The 20,779-nt window shown below is 41.4% G+C and carries 20 protein-coding genes and 1 pseudogene; 20 read left to right on the top strand and 1 reads right to left on the bottom strand.

The features are described from left to right. The first annotated feature begins 23 nt into the window (after positions 1–23). The 11 genes and pseudogenes from DXB52_RS01775 (at position 24) to DXB52_RS01825 (ending at position 10,160) form a co-directional block, all read left to right on the top strand. Positions 24–977 carry a MurR/RpiR family transcriptional regulator gene (locus DXB52_RS01775; RefSeq protein ID WP_015529141.1) on the top strand — a complete coding sequence of 318 codons (954 nt, stop codon included), beginning with the start codon at positions 24–26 and terminating at the stop codon, positions 975–977. A gap of 3 nt (positions 978–980) precedes the next feature. Next, a complete protein-coding gene (locus tag DXB52_RS01780) occupies positions 981–2,216 on the top strand; it encodes a BaiN/RdsA family NAD(P)/FAD-dependent oxidoreductase (protein WP_117568187.1) in 1,236 nt (411 codons plus the stop codon). Positions 2,217–2,340: 124 nt separating this feature from the next. Continuing rightward, a pseudogene (gene cmk, locus DXB52_RS01785) lies at positions 2,341–2,999 on the top strand ((d)CMP kinase). Between the two features lie 20 nt (positions 3,000–3,019). Continuing rightward, entirely contained in the window at positions 3,020–3,874 is an 855-nt protein-coding gene (gene ispH, locus DXB52_RS01790; protein WP_117539824.1) for a 4-hydroxy-3-methylbut-2-enyl diphosphate reductase, read from the top strand. Then, on the top strand, positions 3,855–4,931 hold the full coding sequence (gene rpsA, locus DXB52_RS01795) for a 30S ribosomal protein S1 (protein ID WP_117960337.1): 1,077 nt from the start codon (positions 3,855–3,857) through the stop codon (positions 4,929–4,931). The genes ispH and rpsA overlap by 20 nt, the downstream gene beginning before the upstream one ends. A 197-nt stretch (positions 4,932–5,128) precedes the next feature. After that, positions 5,129–6,448 (top strand): electron transport complex subunit RsxC, encoded by a 1,320-nt coding sequence (gene rsxC / locus DXB52_RS01800; RefSeq protein WP_117960339.1) that lies wholly within the window; start codon positions 5,129–5,131, stop codon positions 6,446–6,448. Between the two features lie 16 nt (positions 6,449–6,464). Continuing rightward, complete coding sequence (locus DXB52_RS01805) at positions 6,465–7,397, top strand: RnfABCDGE type electron transport complex subunit D (RefSeq protein ID WP_117960341.1); 933 nt, start codon at positions 6,465–6,467, stop codon at positions 7,395–7,397. Next, positions 7,397–8,011, top strand: a complete 615-nt coding sequence (locus DXB52_RS01810) for an RnfABCDGE type electron transport complex subunit G (RefSeq protein WP_020436607.1) — start codon at positions 7,397–7,399, stop codon at positions 8,009–8,011. Before DXB52_RS01805 ends, DXB52_RS01810 begins: the two co-directional genes overlap by 1 nt. After that, complete coding sequence (gene rsxE / locus DXB52_RS01815; protein WP_015529148.1) at positions 8,004–8,720, top strand: electron transport complex subunit RsxE; 717 nt, start codon at positions 8,004–8,006, stop codon at positions 8,718–8,720. The genes DXB52_RS01810 and rsxE overlap by 8 nt, the downstream gene beginning before the upstream one ends. A gap of 15 nt (positions 8,721–8,735) precedes the next feature. Further along, the gene (locus tag DXB52_RS01820) at positions 8,736–9,350 is read left to right on the top strand and encodes an electron transport complex protein RnfA (protein ID WP_055163209.1); all 615 of its coding nucleotides are present in this window, start codon (positions 8,736–8,738) and stop codon (positions 9,348–9,350) included. A gap of 12 nt (positions 9,351–9,362) precedes the next feature. Further along, positions 9,363–10,160, top strand: coding sequence for an RnfABCDGE type electron transport complex subunit B (locus DXB52_RS01825; protein ID WP_118106358.1), 798 nt, complete (start codon positions 9,363–9,365; stop codon positions 10,158–10,160). A 227-nt stretch (positions 10,161–10,387) separates the two neighbouring features. Here the strand turns inward: DXB52_RS01825 and DXB52_RS01830 are convergent, their stop codons facing one another. Continuing rightward, positions 10,388–11,389, bottom strand: a complete 1,002-nt coding sequence (locus DXB52_RS01830; RefSeq protein ID WP_118106360.1) for an FAD:protein FMN transferase — start codon at positions 11,387–11,389, stop codon at positions 10,388–10,390. Positions 11,390–11,513: 124 nt separating this feature from the next. Here DXB52_RS01830 and DXB52_RS01835 point away from each other — a divergent pair, with 124 nt between their 5' ends. From DXB52_RS01835 to DXB52_RS01875, 9 genes are all read left to right on the top strand, one after another. Beyond that, a complete protein-coding gene (locus tag DXB52_RS01835) occupies positions 11,514–11,891 on the top strand; it encodes a NusG domain II-containing protein (protein WP_117568193.1) in 378 nt (125 codons plus the stop codon). Further along, positions 11,875–12,378 carry a Gx transporter family protein gene (locus DXB52_RS01840; RefSeq protein ID WP_117568194.1) on the top strand — a complete coding sequence of 168 codons (504 nt, stop codon included), beginning with the start codon at positions 11,875–11,877 and terminating at the stop codon, positions 12,376–12,378. Before DXB52_RS01835 ends, DXB52_RS01840 begins: the two co-directional genes overlap by 17 nt. Positions 12,379–12,429: 51 nt before the next feature. After that, on the top strand, positions 12,430–13,038 hold the full coding sequence (gene ruvA, locus DXB52_RS01845; RefSeq protein WP_015529152.1) for a Holliday junction branch migration protein RuvA: 609 nt from the start codon (positions 12,430–12,432) through the stop codon (positions 13,036–13,038). 196 nt (positions 13,039–13,234) lie between these two features. Beyond that, on the top strand, positions 13,235–14,233 hold the full coding sequence (gene ruvB / locus DXB52_RS01850) for a Holliday junction branch migration DNA helicase RuvB (RefSeq protein ID WP_015529153.1): 999 nt from the start codon (positions 13,235–13,237) through the stop codon (positions 14,231–14,233). 74 nt (positions 14,234–14,307) lie between these two features. Then, entirely contained in the window at positions 14,308–14,718 is a 411-nt protein-coding gene (locus DXB52_RS01855) for a cell division protein ZapA (protein ID WP_005609966.1), read from the top strand. Positions 14,719–14,888: 170 nt separating this feature from the next. After that, positions 14,889–17,303 carry a U32 family peptidase gene (locus DXB52_RS01860; protein ID WP_118106362.1) on the top strand — a complete coding sequence of 805 codons (2,415 nt, stop codon included), beginning with the start codon at positions 14,889–14,891 and terminating at the stop codon, positions 17,301–17,303. Positions 17,304–17,315: 12 nt separating this feature from the next. Beyond that, complete coding sequence (locus DXB52_RS01865; protein WP_117497647.1) at positions 17,316–18,944, top strand: FtsW/RodA/SpoVE family cell cycle protein; 1,629 nt, start codon at positions 17,316–17,318, stop codon at positions 18,942–18,944. Between the two features lie 16 nt (positions 18,945–18,960). Next, positions 18,961–20,331 (top strand): penicillin-binding transpeptidase domain-containing protein, encoded by a 1,371-nt coding sequence (locus DXB52_RS01870; RefSeq protein WP_330670358.1) that lies wholly within the window; start codon positions 18,961–18,963, stop codon positions 20,329–20,331. Positions 20,332–20,345: 14 nt separating this feature from the next. After that, positions 20,346–20,699 carry a hypothetical protein gene (locus DXB52_RS01875; RefSeq protein WP_015529158.1) on the top strand — a complete coding sequence of 118 codons (354 nt, stop codon included), beginning with the start codon at positions 20,346–20,348 and terminating at the stop codon, positions 20,697–20,699. The last annotated feature ends 80 nt before the right edge of the window (positions 20,700–20,779 follow it).

Genomic DNA, 20,779 nt, shown 5'->3' on the forward strand with positions numbered 1-20,779 from the left:
GGGATTAGGAATAGTGTAAAAGAATGGAAACATCAGAACGCAATATTGAAGCGAATATGAATGAGCTGATCGGAAGGATCGAAGCAAAATATGAGAAGATGAGCAAGGGGCAGAAGCGCCTTGCAGAATATGTGAAAGAAAATTATGATAAGGCTGTATTTCTGACAGCAGCGCGTCTTGGAGAGATTGTGGGTGTCAGTGAATCTACGGTTGTACGATTTGCAACCCAGCTGGGATATAGGGGATACCCGGAATTTCAGAAAGCGTTGGAGGAACTTGTCCGTAATAAATTGAATTCAATCCAGCGTATGGAAGTGACCTATGGACGAATTACACAGAGTGAGATTCTCGAAACCGTTCTTCAGTCAGACATTGAGAAAATCAAGATGACCTTGTCTGCAATCGATCATAAGGCATTTAACTGGGCAATTGATACCCTTTTAGAAGCAAAGAGAATCTATGTTGTGGGAATCAGAAGCTGTGCACCACTTGCTTCTTTTATGGGATTTTATCTGAATCTTGTATGCGACAATGTAATTACAGTAAATACAAACAGTTCCAGTGAGATTTTTGAACAGATTATTCGAATCGGAGAAGGGGATGTGATCATAGGAATCAGTTTCCCAAGATATTCGATGAGAACATTGAAAGCATTGGAATTTGCGAGCAATAGAAAGGCAAAAGTAATCACACTTACTGACAGTATCCATTCACCTATGAATCAGTATTCTTCCTGCAATCTGATCGCAAGAAGTGATATGGCATCTATTGTCGATTCACTTGTTGCACCATTGAGTGTGATCAATGCACTGATTGTTGCGATTTGTATGAAAAAGCAGAAGGAAGTTGTTTCGACGTTAGAGACGTTGGAGAAAATCTGGGGTGAATATCAGGTTTACAGCGGAGAAGAAAGCAGCCAGGAAGGTGGCAGCGCAGGAACGAACGAGTCTTACAGACAGAATAAAGGAGAAGAATAGAGCATGAGTAATGTGATCGTAGTGGGCGGCGGGGCTGCCGGGATGATGGCGGCAGTTTTCGCTGCAAGAAATGGTCAGAATGTTCAGTTGCTTGAGAAGAATGAAAAGCTTGGGAAAAAGCTGTTCATTACAGGAAAAGGACGCTGCAATATAACGAATGCCGCTGATATAGAAGATTTATTTACGGCGGTGACAAGTAATCCGAAATTTTTATACAGTGGATTTTACAGTTTTACAAATCAGCAGGTGATCGATTTCTTTGAAGAACTTGGTGTGAAGACGAAAATTGAACGTGGAGAACGAGTTTTCCCTGTTTCAGATCATTCTTCTGATGTGATCGCAGCATTTTCAAGAGAGTTAAAATCATTAGGAGTAGCTGTTTCTCTTCACACAGAGGTGAGAGAACTGCTTTGTGAGCAGGATAAAGTGTGTGGGGTTTTATTAACTAATGGAAAGAAAATGAAGGCAGATGCTGTGATTGTTGCGACAGGTGGTATTTCCTATCCTTCTACGGGTTCTACAGGCGATGGATATCGTTTTGCGAAAGAAACAGGGCATAGAGTGACAGAACTCCTTCCATCACTTGTACCGATGGAAGTCAGACAATGGTATGCGAAAGAATTGCAGGGATTATCTCTTCGAAATATAGAAATTTGTATCACAGATGGGAAGAAAAAACTTTACGAAGAATTCGGAGAAATGCTTTTTACACATTATGGTGTAACAGGACCGGTTATTCTGAGCGCGAGCAGTGTGGTGGGAAAAACTTTAAGAAAAAAAGAACTTACACTTCATATAGACTTAAAACCGGCATTGAGTGAGGAACAACTTGATAAAAGAATCCTCAGAGAGTTTGATGCAAACCATAATAAACAGTATAAAAATTCAATCGATTCACTCTTTCCGGCAAAATTAAAGCCTGTTATGATAGAACTCTCGGAGATTGAACCTGAGAAAAAAGTGAATGAGATTACAAAAGAAGAACGACAGAGACTGGTTCATCTGATCAAGGATTTTACAATGACATTGACAGGGCTTCGCAGTTATAATGAAGCAATCATTACAAAAGGCGGAGTATCTGTAAAGGAGATCGATCCGGGAACAATGGAATCAAAAAAAATGAAAGGATTATATTTCGCCGGAGAGGTGCTTGATCTTGATGCAGTGACCGGAGGATATAATCTTCAGATTGCGTGGTCAACAGGGTATCTTGCCGGAATTAACGCAGGATGTGATTGAAATTTTACTGGGGAATGTCTGAATCCTGTGACAGGAAGAATAGATGTTGCTGGTCGCACATCGTGTGAACAGTAACGAATAGATTTGAAAATGGAATGTGGAAAGAAAAGATGGAGGAATAAAAATGGGATATAATGTAGCAATCGATGGACCGGCAGGGGCAGGGAAAAGTACAATTGCAAAGCAGGTTGCAAAAGAAAACGGATATATTTATGTAGATACCGGCGCAATGTACCGTGGATTGGCCATTCACTTTCTGAATCTTGGAATTGATCCAAAAGATACAGAAAAGATTATAGAGGCCTGCAAAGATGTGGAAGTAACGATTGGTTATGAAAGCGGAATCCAGCAGATCTATGTAAACGGAGAGAATGTTACAGCAAAGCTCGTACAGAAGAAGTTGGAAATATGGCTTCTATGACATCTGCGATTCCGGAAGTCAGAGAAAAACTTCTGGAACTTCAGAGAACGCTTGCAAGAGAGAAGGATGTGATCATGGATGGAAGAGACATTGGTACCCATGTGCTTCCGGATGCAGATGTAAAAATCTATCTTACAGCAAGCGTAGAAATCAGAGCAAAGAGAAGATATAAAGAGCTTGTTGAAAAGGGAGTACAGTGCGATCTGAAAGAGATAGAGAAAGATATTGAAGAAAGAGACTACCGTGATATGACAAGAAAGATCGCGCCACTGAAAAAAGCAGAGGATGCAATACTTGTTGACAGTTCGGATATGACACTGAAAGAAGTTGTAAACACGATTTCCAGATATTGTCATAGATAAATTTGCAGGAGTTGGATAGAATGAAAGTAATAAAGGCGAAATCAGCTGGATTTTGTTTCGGCGTTAAGCGTGCAGTGGATACAGTTTATGAACAGGTGGAAGAGAATCAGAATCTTCCAATCTATACGTATGGTCCGATCATCCATAATGAAGAAGTGGTGAAAGATCTGGAGCAGAAAGGTGTGATTGTTCTTCGCAGCGAAGAAGAGCTGGATACACTGGAAAGAGGAACCGTTATTATCCGCTCTCATGGGGTGGCAAAAGATGTGTATGACAGACTGGAAAATAAGAAAATCCAGATTGTAGATGCTACGTGTCCATTTGTTAAGAAGATCCATAATATCGTGCAGAAACACAGTGAGATGGGCGAGAATATTATTATCATTGGAAATCCGGAACATCCGGAGGTTCAGGGAATTAAGGGATGGGCAGGAGATCATGTAGAGGTCTTTCAGACAAAGGAAGAAGCAGAAAATTATTCTTGTGAGCAGGGAAAAAAGATTTGTATCGTTGCCCAGACGACATTTAATTACAATAAATTTAAAGAATTAGTTGAAATTCTTGAAAAAAAGAGTTATGATGTAAGTGTTTTAAATACAATCTGTAATGCTACGAAGGAGCGCCAGACAGAAGCGCAGAGCATAGCAGAGACGGTGGATGCTATGATCGTTATTGGTGACAAACATAGTTCCAATACCCAGAAGTTATTTGAAATATGCCGCAAAGCATGTAACAATACGTACTATATACAGACACTTGGCGATTTGGATTTGAATCAATTAGGGTCAGTGGAAACGGTAGGTATTACAGCAGGGGCATCCACGCCCAACAATATAATTGAGGAGGTTCAAAATAATGTCAGAATTATCTTTTGAACAGATGTTAGAAGAGTCATTTAAAACAATTCACAATGGAGAGGTTGTCGAAGGTACAGTAATCGACGTGAAACCGGATGAGATTATCCTGAACATTGGATATAAAGCAGATGGTATCATCACAAAGAGCGAATATTCCAACGATCAGTCTCTTGACCTTACAACAGTTGTATCTGTAGGTGATACAATGACAGTTAAGGTACTGAAAGTAAATGACGGAGAGGGTCAGGTTCTTCTTACATATAAGAGACTGGCTGCAGAAAAAGGAAATGAGAGACTGCGCGAAGCATATGAAAACCACGAAGTGCTGAAAGCTACAGTTACACAGATTCTTGGCGGCGGTATTTGTACAACAGTTGATGAAGTAAGAGTATTTATCCCGGCAAGCCTTGTTTCCGATTCTTATGAGAAAGATCTCAGCAAGTATGAAGGACAGGAAATCGAATTCGTAATCAGCGAGTTCAACCCGAGAAGAAACCGTGTGATCGGTGATAGAAGACAGCTTCTTGTAGCAGAGCGTGCTGAGAAGCAGAAAGAGCTGTTCGCGAAACTCAATGTTGGTGATACAGTAGAAGGAACTGTTAAGAATGTAACAGATTTCGGAGCATTCGTTGACCTTGGTGGTGTTGACGGACTTCTTCACATCTCAGAGATGTCATGGGGAAGAGTTGACAATCCGAAGAAAGTATTCCATGTAGGAGATACACTGAAAGTTCTTGTAAAAGACATTCATGATACAAAGATTGCACTCAGCCTGAAATTCCCAGAGACAAATCCTTGGGTAAATGCAGCAGAAGATTTCGCTGTAGGAACAGTTGTTACAGGAAAAGTTGCACGTATGACAGACTTTGGTGCTTTCGTAGAACTTGCACCAGGTGTTGATGCACTTCTTCATGTATCCCAGATTTCAAGAGCTCATGTTGAGAAACCGGCAGATGTTCTTGCAATCGGACAGGAAATCACAGCTAAGATCGTTGATCTTAACGAAGCAGAGAAGAAGATCAGCCTGAGCATGAAAGCTCTTGAGGCTGATAACGCTGAAGAGACAGAGGAATAAGATATAAATTATTTTTTAGAAGAACCGGCCATTGGCAGGTTCTTTTTCTGTTAAAAATTCGACAAGATGTATAGCGAAAGATACAAGAATTATTACATATTTGCTAGATTTTCAGAGCGCATTCTAGTAAAATAAGTATTACAAAATTAAAATATTATTGTTGTAATGACAATGATAAAAGAAAGGAAGGAAATGAGATGGGGCTTTTGACATTTAAAGGCGGAATCCATCCGGATGATGGAAAACGTTTTTCAAAGGATCAGCCGATCAGACCTGTAGTACCTCAGGGTGAACTGGTCTATCCACTTTCGCAGCATATAGGAGCACCGGCTAAACCGGTAGTTAAGAAAGGCGATTGTGTGCTGAAAGGACAGTTGATTGCTGAAGCGGGAGGATTTGTATCTTCTCCGATCTATTCATCTGTCTCCGGTAAAGTGAAAGGATTGGAACAACGTTTTAATCCAACCGGATCCCAGGTGGAGTGCATTGTTGTAGAAAACGATGGAGAGTACAAGGAAGTTGAATATGAACCGGTAAAGCCTTTGGAAGAGATGACAAAGGAAGAAATCATTAATAAGATTGGAGATGCCGGAATCGTAGGAATGGGTGGAGCAGGATTCCCTACAAAGGTAAAGCTTTCTCCGAAGGAACCGGATAAGATAGAATATATTATTGCAAACTGTGCTGAGTGTGAACCTTATATCACTGCAGATTACAGAAGAATGCTTGAGTATACAGAAGATCTTGTCAGCGGAATGAAGGTCATCCTTTCTTTATTCCCAAATGCAAGAGGTGTATTTGCTGTAGAGGATAACAAGAAAGATTGTATTGAAAAGTTACAGAAAGCAGTTGCCGACGAACCAAGAATTGATGTGAAAGCATTGATGACAAAATATCCACAGGGGGCAGAACGTCAGCTGATCTATGCAGTGACAAAACGAGCAATCAATTCTACCATGCTTCCGGCAGATGCAGGATGTATTGTTGATAATGTGGAGACTCTGATTGGAATCCACAATGCAGTAATCAAAGGAAAACCGTTGATGGAACGTGTTGTTACAGTGAGCGGCGATGCAGTCAAAAAACCAGGAAACTTTATGGCTCCTTTTGGAATAAACCACAGAGAGCTGGTTGAGGCAGCAGGAGGTTTGAAAGCGGAACCGCAGAAACTGATCTCCGGAGGACCGATGATGGGATTTGCCATGGTGACAATGGATGCACCGGTTACAAAGACTTCTTCCTCTATTCTGCTTTTTAAAGAAGACGTTGTGGCAAAGAGTCTTGAGACTGCATGTATTAACTGTGGAAGATGTGTGGAGATCTGTCCAAGCAGAATTATTCCATCCAGACTTGCAGACTTTTCAAAGAGAAAAGATGAGGCATCTTTTGTTGCATGGAATGGATTGGAATGTGTGGAATGTGGTTCCTGCAGTTATGTCTGTCCGGCAAAACGTCAGCTGAAACAGGCAATTGGTTCAATGCGTAAGACAGCATTGGCGAATAGAAAGAAGAAATAAGAGAGGTTGAAGTAAAGTGAACGAGAAATATAACGTATCTTCTTCGCCGCATATCCGTGATAAAGTGACAAGCAGCAACATTATGCTTTATGTTGTGATCGCACTTCTTCCGGCTACATTTTTTGGAATCTGGAATTTCCGTCATGAGAATGCCTGGATTCTTGTAGTTGTTACAACGGCAGCGGCTGTTTTATCTGAGTATCTTTATGAAAAATTAATGCATAAGCCAATTACGATCAATGATTTCAGTGCAGTTGTAACAGGACTTCTGCTCGCATTGAATCTTCCTCCGACACTCCCGTGGTGGATGGGTGTGCTTGGTGCAGTATTTGCCATCATTGTTGTGAAACAGTTGTTTGGAGGACTTGGACAGAACTTCATGAACCCTGCATTGGGAGCACGTTGTTTTCTGTTGATCTGTTTTGCAGGTAAGATGACTTATTTTGTTTACGACGGAGTGACGGGGCCGACTCCTCTGGCAGAGTTGAAAGCAGGAGAAACAGTGAATACATTGTCTATGCTTCTCGGAAATATCAGAGGAACAATCGGAGAGACTTCTGTAGTTGCAATTATGATCGGTGCAATGTTCCTGATTCTTATGGGGGTAATTGACCTTAGAATTCCTGGAACTTACATTGTGACATTTGTGATTTTTATCACATTGTTTGGAGGATATGGATTCGATCCTCAGTACATCACAGCACATCTTTGTGGTGGTGGTCTGATGCTTGGAGCATGGTTTATGGCAACAGATTATGTGACATCTCCGATTACGAGCAAAGGAAAGATCCTTTTTGGAATCTGTCTTGGATGTCTGACTGGTCTGTTCCGTCTTTTTGGTGGATCAGCAGAAGGGGTTTCCTATGCGATCATCATCAGTAACCTTTTAGTTCCGTTGATCGAGAAGGTTACTCTTCCAAAACCATTTGGTAAAGGAGGAGAAAAGTAATGAATAAAATTGTTAAAAACACGTTGATTCTGACAGCGATCACTGTTGTTGCGGGTCTCCTTCTCGGAGTTGTATATGGTGTGACAAAAGATCCGATCGCGAAAGCACAGGAGGAGGCAAAACAGGAAGCATTTCGTTCTGTTCTTTCAGATGCAGAGACATTTGAATCGGATACAGAATTTGATGCTGATGCAGCTTCTGCTCTTCTGAAAGAAAATGGATACACTTCAGATGATATTTCTGAGGTGGCTGAGGGAAAAGACGCTTCCGGCGAGACCGTTGGTTATGTTGTAAATGTTACATCACATGAAGGATACGGCGGAGACATTGATATTTCTGTAGGTATCAGGGAAGATGGAACAGTAACAGGTATTGAGATGCTCAGTATCAGTGAGACAGCAGGTCTCGGAATGAAAGCTAAGGAAGCAGATTTCAAAGATCAGTTTAAAGATAAGAATGTAGAAAAGTTTACATATACAAAGACAGGAGAGTCAGGAGATGACATGATCGATGCCATCAGTGGTGCTACGATCACAACTAACGCTGTGACAAATGCAGTAGACTCTGCACTTGTATATTTTCAAAATGAGTTAGGAGGCGGAAGTAATGAATAAATGTACAGAACGGCTGTATAACGGCCTTGTAAAAGAAAATCCGACCTTCGTTCTTATGCTTGGTATGTGTCCTACACTTGCGGTTACAACATCTGCAATCAACGGTGTTGGTATGGGACTTTCTACAACAGTTGTATTGATCATGTCTAACATGTTGATTTCTATGTTGAGAAAGATTATTCCGGATTCTGTCAGAATGCCGGCATTTATCGTTATTGTTGCTTCTTTCGTGACAATTGTACAGTTCCTGATGGAAGGATTCGTTCCAAGCCTTTATGATTCACTTGGACTTTATATTCCTCTGATCGTTGTAAACTGTATCATTCTCGGAAGAGCAGAGAGTTATGCTTCAAAGAATCCGGTTCTTCCTTCTATCTTTGATGGAATCGGTATGGGACTTGGATTTACTGTTGGTCTTACAGCAATAGGTATTGTCAGAGAACTGATCGGTGCTGGTAAGATCTTTGATATCCGTGTTATGCCGGAATCTTACGAGCCACTGACAATCTTCATCCTTGCACCGGGAGCATTCTTTGTCCTTGCAGGTCTTGTTGCTTTACAGAATAAAGTAAAGAACAATATGGCGAAGAAAGGAAAGAAAGTTCCGGAGACGGTCGGATGCGGAGAAGGCTGTGCAAGCTGTGGGAATGCTTCATCCTGCAGTGGAAAGATCTTCCCGACAGGCGAAGAAGACGCAAAGAACGAATAAAGGAGGGGACAGAAAGTGAAAGAATTATTATTAATTGCAGTTGGTTCAGCATTTGTAAATAATGTTGTCCTGAGCCAGTTTCTTGGTATATGTCCGTTCCTCGGTGTATCCAAGAATGTGAAGACTGCTGCCGGAATGGGCGGAGCGGTTGTATTCGTTATTACGATCGCATCTTTTGTAACTGGATTGATCTATAAGTTTATTCTCGGAAATCCAAATATCATGGGGGGAGAATTATCCTACCTGAATACAATTGTATTTATTCTTGTAATCGCCGCACTTGTACAGTTTGTAGAGATGTTCTTAAAGAAAGCGATGCCATCATTATACAATGCGCTCGGTGTATATCTTCCGTTGATCACAACGAACTGTGCAGTTCTCGGAGTAGCACTGACAAACGTACAGAATGGCTACTATGATGACATGAGTGCAGGTATGGGACTTCTCACAGGTGTTGTGAATGGATTTGCTACAGCTGTCGGATTCCTTGTATCAATTGTGCTGATGGCCGGAATTCGCGAGAAGATTGAGTACAATGATATCAGTGAGTCATTTCAGGGGACTCCGATCGTGCTTGTTACAGCAGGACTGATGGCAATTGCATTTTTCGGATTCTCGGGATTAATTTAGGAGGAAGAGCAAATGAGTATGACAGGAATTATTTTGGCGGCAGTAGTCGTCGGTGGAACCGGTTTATTCATCGGTGTTTTCCTCGGAATCGCAGGTAAGAAGTTTGCTGTAAAAGTAGATGAACGTGAAGAAGCAATTTTAGGTGTTCTTCCGGGAAATAACTGTGGCGGATGCGGTTATGCAGGCTGTTCAGGACTTGCAGCGGCAATCGTAAAAGGTGAAGCAGAAGTTGGCGGATGTCCGGTTGGTGGGGCACCTGTTGCTGCAAAGATCGGTGATATCATGGGTGTTGCAGCAGGCACACAAGAGAGACAGACCGCTTTTGTAAAATGTGCCGGAACCTGTGAAAAAGCAATTTTGGATTATGATTACACAGGTATTCAGGATTGTACGATGGCAAGCATGATGCAGAATGGAGGAGCAAAAGGATGTAATTCAGGATGTCTTGGATTCGGTTCTTGTGTTGCTGCCTGTCCGTTTGATGCAATTCATGTAGTAGATGGAATTGCTGTTGTTGACAAAGAAGCATGTAAAGCATGTGGGAAATGTATTGCAGCATGTCCAAAACACCTGATCGAGCTGATTCCATATGAGCAGAAGACATTTGTACGCTGTAATTCCAATGCAAAAGGAAAAGTACAGCTGGCAATTTGTCAGGCAGGATGTATCGGATGTCGCATTTGTGAGAAGAACTGTGAAGCAGGAGCGATCACTGTAACGAATTTCCTTGCACATATCGATGCAGATAAATGTACAGAGTGTGGTGTCTGTGTAGAAAAATGCCCGAGAAAGATTATTACGTTACGTTAATAATAAGGTAACTGTTCAGAGCCAACCTCCAAAATGCTACGCATTTCGTCGGTGTGGCGTATCCGCCAAATAAAATTTCAAAAACAGTCTTAAAAATGCAAGCATTTTACACCTGTTTTATGAAATTTTGCTTGGCTCTGAACAGTTACATAATAAGACAGAAATTTATTTAAGAAAAGAGATCAGAAAAGGAAGCTGAAAATTTAAATTGATCAGCTTCCTTTTTTCTAGTTATTAATATCAGTGATTAAATTGACAGAGTCACTGCTTTTATAAATCATATTGTCATCGGTAATAAATACTGCCTCGATATTATCCATACTTCGGATAAGTTTTAATCCTTCATCCAGTCCAAGCGCATAACAGGTTGTGCTTAAGGCATCCCCGTCAACCGATTTGTCAGAGATGATCGTGACTTGGTTTAAGTTATTTTCTATTGGATATCCTGTAGAAGGATCAAGGATATGGTGGTAAATTTTTCCGTCTTTCTTAAAGTACCGTTCGTAATTCCCGGAAGATACGATGGACTTATCAGATACCGGAAGAACGGCTATAACTGTCCCATCTTCTGCAAATGGTTTCTGGATACCGATCCGGAAGTTGGAACCGTCTGTTTTTCCGCCGAGTGTCAGTATGTTACCACCGAGATTGATATAGGCATGTTCTATTCCTTCTTCTATAAGATAATTCTTTACCTGATCTGCAATATAGCCTTTGGCGATACCGCCCAGATCAATCTTTGCATAAGGATCTGACATGGTTATCGTTGTTCCGTTGACCTCTATAGTTTTATAATTGATATGAGTAACTGCTTCGGACAGCTGCTCTGCGTCAGGGATGCTATGATCCGCATTATTGTGAAAATTCCAAAGGTCACTGGCAGAAGCGATTGTGATGTCAAATTTTCCGCCGGAAAGATCCCCATAATATTTTCCCAGTTCAATTAAATCAGCAGTTTCTTTCGATACAGAAACGGAGGCGCCTTGTGCCTGATTGATCTGACTGATTTCACTGGAATCGATCGTAGGACTTAAGAGTTGTTCATATTTCTCACAGATATCTTTGCAGCCATCCATGATCTTAGAATCTGCTCCCCAGACTTCGATCTTAACAACGGTGTCGAAATAGCTTCCTGTCATAGAAAGCGACTGTGACTGATCTTTTGTGGAACATCCGGTCAGCAGAAAAGAAAATGCAAGGAAACAAGCCAGTATTTTTTTGTGTTTCATAAAATCTCCGTTCTTAATATAAATGAATGATGTGTTTATTATAACGAGGTTTGAATAAAAATACAATCGAACATGTGGTTGCATTCAAAATATGGTTGTGCTATGATGAATTAGCAAAACCATTATGGAAGAAAGATGGTGCGGAATGAAGAAGAATGACTGGATACTTGCAGCAGCTATTTTTTTTGTAGCTGTTTTAACGTTTGGTTTACAGCTCTTAAAAACTACAGATAAATACAGCGAAGTGGAGATTCTGGTAAAAGGTGAGTTGTATGGAAGATACCGCCTGGAACAGGATCAGGAAATTGATGTAAATGATAAGAACAAAGTACTCATAAAGGACGGAAAGGTTCGTATGGAAGATGCTGACTGTCCGGATCAGATTTGTGTAAACCACAGAGCAATTTCAAGAGACGGGGAAAGTATAATCTGTCTGCCGAATCAGACTGTAGTAACGATCCGTGGCGGAGAGGAACCGGAGGTGGATGAGATTGCGCGGTAGAAAAGTAGCGATATTTGGCGTATTTACAGCATTGGCATTGATTTTTAGCTATGTGGAACTTTTGATTCCGATTAATTTCGGAATACCGGGAGCAAAACTTGGTCTGGCGAATCTTATGACAGTTCTTGTTCTGTACAAGATGGGGATAAAAGAGGCACTGACACTTTCCGTGACAAGGATTATTTTATCGGGCTTCATGTTCGGAAATCTGTTTGGTATTCTATATAGTTTATCAGGAGGACTTTTGAGTTTCCTTGTTATGGTTCTCCTTAAGAAATCAGACAGGTTCAGTGTTGCCGGAGTCAGTATTGGCGGAGGTACAGCACATAATATCGGGCAGCTTCTTGTTGCAATGGTTGTTGTACAGACATATCAGGTGGGGTATTATCTGCCGGTTTTGTTAGTGGCAGGAGAAGTGACCGGGCTGCTGATCGGACTTGTGGCAAAAGAAGTTTTAAAAAGGATCCAGGGAATTTCTCTGGTATAATTATTATGGAAGCGTTGCGGTTTTGGTGCAGCGGGAAAAGGATAGAGGAAAATGATATCATATATTAGAGGTGAACTGGCAGCAGTCCAGGAGCAGAAAGCGATTGTGGAAGCGGGTGGAATCGGATACGGAATTTATATGTCGCAGCAGACATTATCCATGCTTCCGGCAGTTGGGGAAGAAGTGAAAATTCATACATATCTCAACGTGCGTGAGGATGCAATGCAATTATATGGATTTCTAACAGGCGAAGATCTTCAGGTTTTCAGACTGTTGATCGGTGTCAGCGGGATCGGACCGAAAGCCGGTCTGAATATTCTTTCCTGCCTTTCTCCGGATGAACTTCGTTTTGCCGTGCTGGCCGGAGATGTCAAAACAATTTCATCAGCTCCTGGAATTGGGAAGAAGACTGCGGAAAAGCTGATTCTGGAGTTGAAAGATAAGATGAGCATTGAGGATGTTTTGGAACAGGCAGCACATGGCGGTGAACAGTCAAAAGAAATTGAGGCGACAGATACCGGAATGCAGGCAGAAGCGGTACAGGCACTGACAGCACTTGGTTATGGTAGCGCAGAGAGTTTACGTGCAGTGAAGAAGGTATCTGTTGATTGTGCGAGTGTAGAAGATCTTTTGAGAGAAGCGTTAAAGAATCTGCTCTGATTAGATATAAAAATTTGGTAACTGTTCAGAGCCAAGCAAAATTTCAAAAAAGGTATAAAATGCTTGCATTTTTTAGACTGTTTTTGAAATTTTATTTGGCGGATACGCCACACCTCCGAAATGCGTAGCATTTTGGAGGTTGGCTCTGAACAGTTACAAAATTTGAAGTAAAGAGTTATGAAATGAGAGGTCGGTTATGGCGAAGAGAATTATAACGACAGAGAATCTGGAAGAAGACAGTAAGATAGAGGGGCAGTTAAGACCGCAGCTTTTATCAGAATATATCGGACAGGAGAAAGCAAAGAAGACACTTAGTATTTACATAGAAGCAGCGAAAGCAAGGGGCGAAGCACTGGATCATGTGTTGTTTTACGGACCGCCGGGACTTGGTAAGACAACACTGGCGGGAATCATAGCGAATGAGATGGGTGTAAATATGAAGATTACCTCCGGACCGGCAATAGAGAAACCAGGTGAGATGGCTGCAATTCTGAATGGTCTTCAGGAACATGATGTGTTATTTGTGGATGAGATTCACAGACTTAACCGTCAGGTGGAAGAAGTGCTTTATCCGGCAATGGAAGATTATGCGATCGACATTATGATCGGAAAGGGACCGGGAGCAAGGTCTGTTCGTCTGAATCTTCCAAAGTTTACACTGGTTGGGGCAACAACAAGAGCAGGAATGCTTACAGCACCGCTCAGAGACCGTTTTGGTGTAGTACATCATTTGGAGTTATATAATGAAGAAGAGTTGAAGACGATCATTCTGCGTTCTGCACATGTTCTGGGTGTAGAGATTGAAGAAGAAGGTGCTATGGAACTTGCCAGAAGATCAAGGGGAACACCGCGACTTGCGAACCGTCTGCTGAAAAGAGTGCGTGACTTTGCACAGGTTAAATATGATGGTGTAATCACAAAAGAAGTAGCAAATTATGCATTGGATCTTCTTGACGTGGATAAATTCGGATTGGATCATATTGATCGTAACATTCTGATCACAATGATTGAGAAGTTCCAGGGAGGACCGGTAGGACTTGAGACACTTGCCGCATCGATTTCAGAAGATGCAGGCACATTAGAAGATGTTTACGAACCGTATTTGTTGAAAAATGGATTCATTCAGAGGACTCCAAGAGGTCGTGTTGTAACAGAATTAGCTTACCAACATCTTGGAATTCCGAGAGAAGTATAGAAATTCTGAAAAAATAGTTGGTTTTTGAGGATAAATAGTCTATAATAGAAGAATAGAAACTCGAGGAGGAAGCTATGAGTTCAGCAAAACATTTTACAGAAGTATTAATCGGAGGAAAAGTCTATACTCTCAGTGGCTTTGAAGGAGAAGAGTATCTGCAGAAAGTATCTTCCTATCTTAATCATAAAATCACAGAATGTACGAACAGTGAAGGATACAGAAAACAGAGTGCAGACACGAGGAATGTCCTTCTTGCGCTTAATATTGCAGATGATTATTTTAAAGCAAAGAAACAGGGAGATTCCCTGGAAAGCGATATCGAACTCAAGGATAAAGAGATGTATGATCTGAAGCATGAATTGATTTCAGCCCAGATCAAACTTGAGAATGCTGAGAAAGAGCTTGCAAAGATGAAAGAAGAGAATAATGACCTTCAGATGCAGATTGTTAAGCTCGAGACAGAGATGAAAAACCGAAGAAGGTAAATGAGAAAAGCTGTCACTTTGGCAGCCTTTTTCATTTACGCGAACAACGAGCCAAAGTCCGTACTTGCACAAGACCTTGGCGATTGTCGCGATAACTTGAGAAACTCGCGGAGCGTGTTTCTCATAGATTATGTGAATATAACAATAAAGAGAAGGATAATGACAGAAGAATGAGAAAAGACCGACAGGTGGAGATTCTGGCTCCGGCGGGATCCTTTGCATGTTTTCAGGCAGCAATGAATGCAGGTGCAGATGCCGTTTATGCGGCAGGAGCACGTTTTGGAGCAAGAGCATATGCAAACAATTTTACACAGGATGAGCTGATCGAAGCAATTGAGCGTGCTCATATTTATGGGAAGAAGTTTTATCTTACAGTAAATACATTATTAAAAGATCATGAGATTGCAGAACTGTATGATTATCTGGCACCATTATATGAGAAAGGTTTGGATGCGGTGATCGTTCAGGATACGGGTGTATTCCAATTTATCAGAAGCAATTTTCCGGATCTTGATATCCATGCGAGTACACAGATGACAATCACTGGTGCGGCAGGAGCGAAGTTTTTAGAGAGTCAGGGGGCGGCAAGAGTTGTCCCGGCAAGAGAGCTTTCGTTGGAAGAAGTTCGACAGATTCATGAAACAACGGACCTTGAAGTAGAGTGTTTTGTTCATGGAGCACTTTGCTATTGTTACTCCGGACAGTGTCTGATGAGTAGTGTGATCGGCGGCCGAAGTGGAAATCGTGGTCAATGTGCACAGCCATGCAGACTTCCTTATACAGTAGATGGTCAGAAGAAATATTTTCTTAGCCTGAAGGATATCTGTACGTTGGAATTAATTCCGGAACTGGTTGAAGCCGGGATTGACTCATTTAAGATAGAAGGACGCATGAAGAAACCGGAATATGTGGCAGCAGTAACAGCTATGTATCGGAAATATGTGGATTTATATTTGAAAAAAGGGAAAAGTGGTTATGCGGTGAAACCGGAAGACCGCGAAAACCTGATGGATCTTTATAATCGCGGTGATTCAGATACCGGATATTATAAGCAGCATAATGGAAGAGAAATGCTGGCACTGGATCGTCCGAATCATGCCGGAGTAGCAGCAGCCAGATGTCTGTCGCAAAATGGACGTGAGGTCACAGCTCAGGCTTTGACAGATCTGCATGCACATGATGTTCTTGAAATCGGTAGCGGGAAAGATAATTATACACTTGGCAAGAAGATCGCAAAGGGAGAAAAGTTACGTTTTCTTGTGCCGAAGGGGATGCGTTTCAAAGAAGGCTTTGTTTTTAGAAGAATCCGAAATGAAGAACTGATTGAGAGTCTGGATCAGAAATACAGGAAAGAAGACCGGCAGGAGGAGATTTATGGCTTTTTGAGCCTTCAGGTTGGATATCCGGCATCTTTTACGGTCTGCTGCAGGGAATTTTCTTATACAGCATATACAGAACATGCAGTTGAACGTGCACAGAAGCGCCCATTGGAGGAAGAGAGAATTCGCACACAGCTTGCGAAGACAGGCGGTACGCTATTTTTCCTGAAAGATCTGGAAATATCTATGGATCAGGATGCATTTCTTCCGATGCAGCAGCTGAATAGTTTAAGAAGAGCAGCACTGGATGGATTGAGAAGAGAGATCGCAACTGCTTTTTACAGGGAATGCAATCCTTCAACGACACAGGTAGAAACATTTAAAGAAGAGACAGGAAATGGAAATCTGAACAGATATTCTGTGTTTATTGAAACAGAGGAACAGTTAGAGGCCGTGTTCAGCTTTTTGAATCAGAAAGAGGAACTTTATGGACAGGGAACTCCAAGGATTGGCCGGATTGCATTAGATTTCCGGTTGTTTGGCACAGATTTTTCAGACACACATGTCAGAGACAGGATTGATTTTTGGAGAAAAAGCGGAGTTGAATTGTATCTGGTATTTCCACATATTTTCAGAGAGAATGCGCAGGAATGGTTTGGAAGACAATTTGAAAACTTTAATCAATTGCCAATTGACGGCGTTGTTATTCGAAATTTTGAAGCTTTCTTTTTCTTAAAAGAAAGAGGATTTGACAAAAAGATTATATTAGACCATAATCTATATATCTTTAATCAGTATGGCAAAGAATTTTGGAACCAGCAAAAAGTTGAGGATTTTACAGCTCCGTTGGAGCTTAACAGCAGAGAACTAAGAGAACTTGATATCAGAAACGGTGAACTTCTTGTTTACGGAAGAATTCCGGTTATGGTATCTGCACAGTGTATTGAGAGAACAACTTCAGGCTGTTCTAAGAAACCGGGAGTACGAGTGCTTCAAGACAGAAGAGACGAAAAATTCTTTGCGCGTAACTATTGTGATCTCTGTTATAATGTGATTTATACGGAAAATCCGATCAATCTAAGACAGGAATGGGACAGAGTGAATGAATTGTATCCAAAGATGCGCCGTATCCAGTTTACTCTGGAGGATAAAGAACAGACAGAAACAGTTCTGAATACATTTTTCTTAACAGATGAAAAAACTGTTGCCAGAGGAAAAGAAGATACAGGTTTTACAACAGGACATTTCAACAGAGGAATTATTTGAAGCAGGTGAAATATGGCTAATATTATTATTCAGGTATCCAAATACCTTATCATCATCTTGATGGCGGCATATACTTTTTCCTGTTTTTCAATCTTTACGAGAAGTTATGAAGATGAGGAAAACAAAGTATTGATCCGTCAGGATGTACTTCTATTTATGATACAGATCACTGCATTTATTGCAATGTATTTTGCAACGCAGGATCTGAGGATGATGTTCATATATGGTGCACTGGCAGTGATTGTGATGGCAGTCATCTTATTATACAATCTGATCTACCCGAATGTTTCGAGACTGGTTGTCAATAATATGTGTATGTTGATCACAGCGGGAATGATCATGATCACAAGGCTTTCCGCACAGAGTAAGTCTCCTTATGGAATTGCAATCCGTCAGCTGGTATTTGTTGTTGTTGGTATTGTTTTTGGTCTTATTGTTCCGGTTCTGATCCGGAAGATGACTTTCCTGGAGAACTGGACTTATATCTATGCAGCAGTTGGAGGAGCAGCACTTCTTATCGTTGCATTGTTTGCAGCAACACTTGGAGGAGCAAAGCTGAGTTTCAATATTGGACCTGTGAGTCTGCAGCCTTCTGAGTTTGTTAAGATTCTGTTTGTATTTTTCGTAGCAGCAAGCCTGAATAAATCGACAGAATTTAAGAATGTTGTTGTTACGACTGCGATAGCGGCAGCACATGTTCTGATTCTTGTATTGTCAACAGATCTGGGAGCTGCATTAATCTTCTTTATTGTGTATCTGATTATGCTATATGTTGCGACAAGGCAGCCGTTATATGCAATTGCAGGTGTGGCAGCAGGGTGTGGAGCTGCAGTGATTGGATATCATCTGTTTTCCCACATTAAGGTCAGAGTTGCGGCATGGCAGGATCCGTTTGCAGCTTATAGCGAAGGGGGATATCAGATCGCCCAGTCGTTGTTTGCAATTGGAAGTGGCGGCTGGTTTGGAACAGGATTATTCCGTGGTCAGCCGGATACGATTCCAGTGGCAGAGACGGATCTGATCTTCTCTGCAATGACAGAAGAAATGGGACTGATTTTTACACTGTGTCTGATCCTTGTATGCGTCAGCTGTTATGTGATGTTTTTGAATATTGCGATGGAATTGCGTAATTTCTTCTATAAATTAGTAGCACTTGGTCTGGGAACCTGCTATATTTTTCAGGTATTTCTGCAGATCGGAGGAGTGACAAAGTTCATTCCGTTAACCGGAGTAACACTTCCATTCGTCAGTTATGGTGGAAGTTCTCTGTTAAGTACGATGATCATGTTTGGGATTATTCAGGGGCTCTACATTGTCAGAGAAGATGAAGAAGCAGAAGAAGAGCATCAGATTGAGATGCAGCGCGCAAGACAGAGAAACCGCAGCAGGCAGAATGAAAGACGCCGCCAGAGCAGTTCGAATGCAAAATCAGGAAGATCCCGTCAGGATGGACGTGACAGACGAAGAGAATATGATGGAGATAACAGAGACAGAGCAAGACAAAGAGAAAGGGATTTAAGAAATGAATCGGGAAGAACGACCGGTAAGAAAACAACAAAAAGCAGACCGAGATTCGAGGATGTCCCGGAACAGCGGCCGCAAAGACAGCGGAGAACGCGTTCGGAACAAAGAGTTCGCTAGAGTCACTTACTTTTTCGTGATTCTCTTTATCGCGTTGATGGGATATCTTGTATATTTTATGGTCGTGCGGGCAAAACTTGTAGTGAACAGTCCATATAATCAAAGACAGGATGCTTATGCAGATACGATTATACGAGGAAGCATTGTTGATAAGAATGGAAATGTGCTTGCACAGACAGTCGTTGGGGATGATGGATCAGAGACGAGAGAGTATCCTTATGGAGAAGTGTTTGCTCATGCGATCGGATACAGTAATTCCAAGCTTGGAACTACGGGTCTGGAATCGGTAGAGAATTTTGAGCTTCTGACATCAAATGCATTCTTTCTTGAAAAACTGCAGAATGAATTCAGTGAAAAGAAGAATCGAGGAGATACAGTTGTAACAACATTGGATGCAAATCTGCAGCAGGCGGCTTATGATGCGCTTGGATCAAACAAAGGTGCGGCAATCGTAATGGAGGCGAGTACGGGAAAGATTCTCGCCATGGTTTCCAAACCGGCATATGATCCGAATAATATTTTAAGTGACTGGTCAGAATTGAATTCAGATGAAGAAAACAGTCCGCTGTTGAATCGTGTGACACAAGGATCTTATGCTCCAGGATCGACGTTTAAAGTGGTTACAACACTTGCTTTTATGCGTCAGAACAGTGATTATCCGAATTATACATATGATTGTAATGGAGAGATTTCACAGGGAGATATTACAATTCACTGCTTTAATGGAAATGCACATGGCTCAGAGGATCTGAGAAGTTCCTTTGCAAATTCCTGTAATTCATCTTTTGCCAATATTGGTCTTGGCCTGGATCTGACGCAATACCGTCAGACGGCGGAAGATTTATTGTTCAATAAATCTCTTCCGGGTGTACTGAATACAGCGAAGAGCTCTTTTGCACTGGATCAGAATTCCAGTGAGGGAGAAGTAATGATGACGGCAATGGGACAGGGAAAGACAACCGTAAGTCCATATCATATGGCACTGATTGCCGAGGCAGTGGCGAACGGTGGAACCATGATGCAGCCATATCTTGTGGAAAGTGTGACGAATTATACTGGCTCCCAGATACGAAAGAATGTTCCGAAAAGTTATAAGAAGGTCATGACATCGGATGAAGCTGCACAATTGAAAGAGTATATGACAGCTGTTGTAGAGGAAGGAACAGGATCTGTCTTAAAAGGAAGATCCTATACTGCTGCAGGAAAAACAGGAACAGCAGAGTACAGTATGTCAGATGGAGAAAAGACACATTCCTGGTTTATGGGATTTACAAATGTGGATAATCCAGATCTGGTAATCAGTGTGATCACAGAAGGTTCGGATGGAAGTTCCAGCGGAAAAGCAGTGGCAATCGCCGGGGATATTTTAGACGCCTATTACAACTAATGGGAGGAGAAAAGATGCAGACAAAATTTTTCTGTGATTTATATGTCAGCGAAGGCTGGGAAAAGAAAAAACTGAAATTAATAAAAAAATTGCAGAAAAATAAACTGCAGCCTTCTGTCTATGTAATTACGCTTTCACAGGGAAAGCAGAATCATTTAGAATATTATTCGTCGCTTCTTTTAAAGCAACATATATTTGACAATGCATCTTTATTTATTGTCGGAATTGCGAATGGGTATGATGGCGCATTGAGTCTGATCGAAAGGATTGCGGAAGAAGCATATGAGAAGACGGGAGAGGTAAACTTGAGAAAGTTCCTTTTGGATCGTCAGGAAGAGTTTGAGAAAAAGGAGATTCGAAGCGTATGATACATATCCTGTTTCTTATACTGAAAATAATTGGATGGATTCTTCTTTTTTTGCTCGTAATTTTACTCTTACTGATTTTA

Origin of the sequence: Ruminococcus sp. OM04-4AA (genome assembly GCF_003462585.1) — a bacterium.
Classification (GTDB): domain Bacteria; phylum Bacillota; class Clostridia; order Lachnospirales; family Lachnospiraceae; genus Mediterraneibacter; species Mediterraneibacter faecis.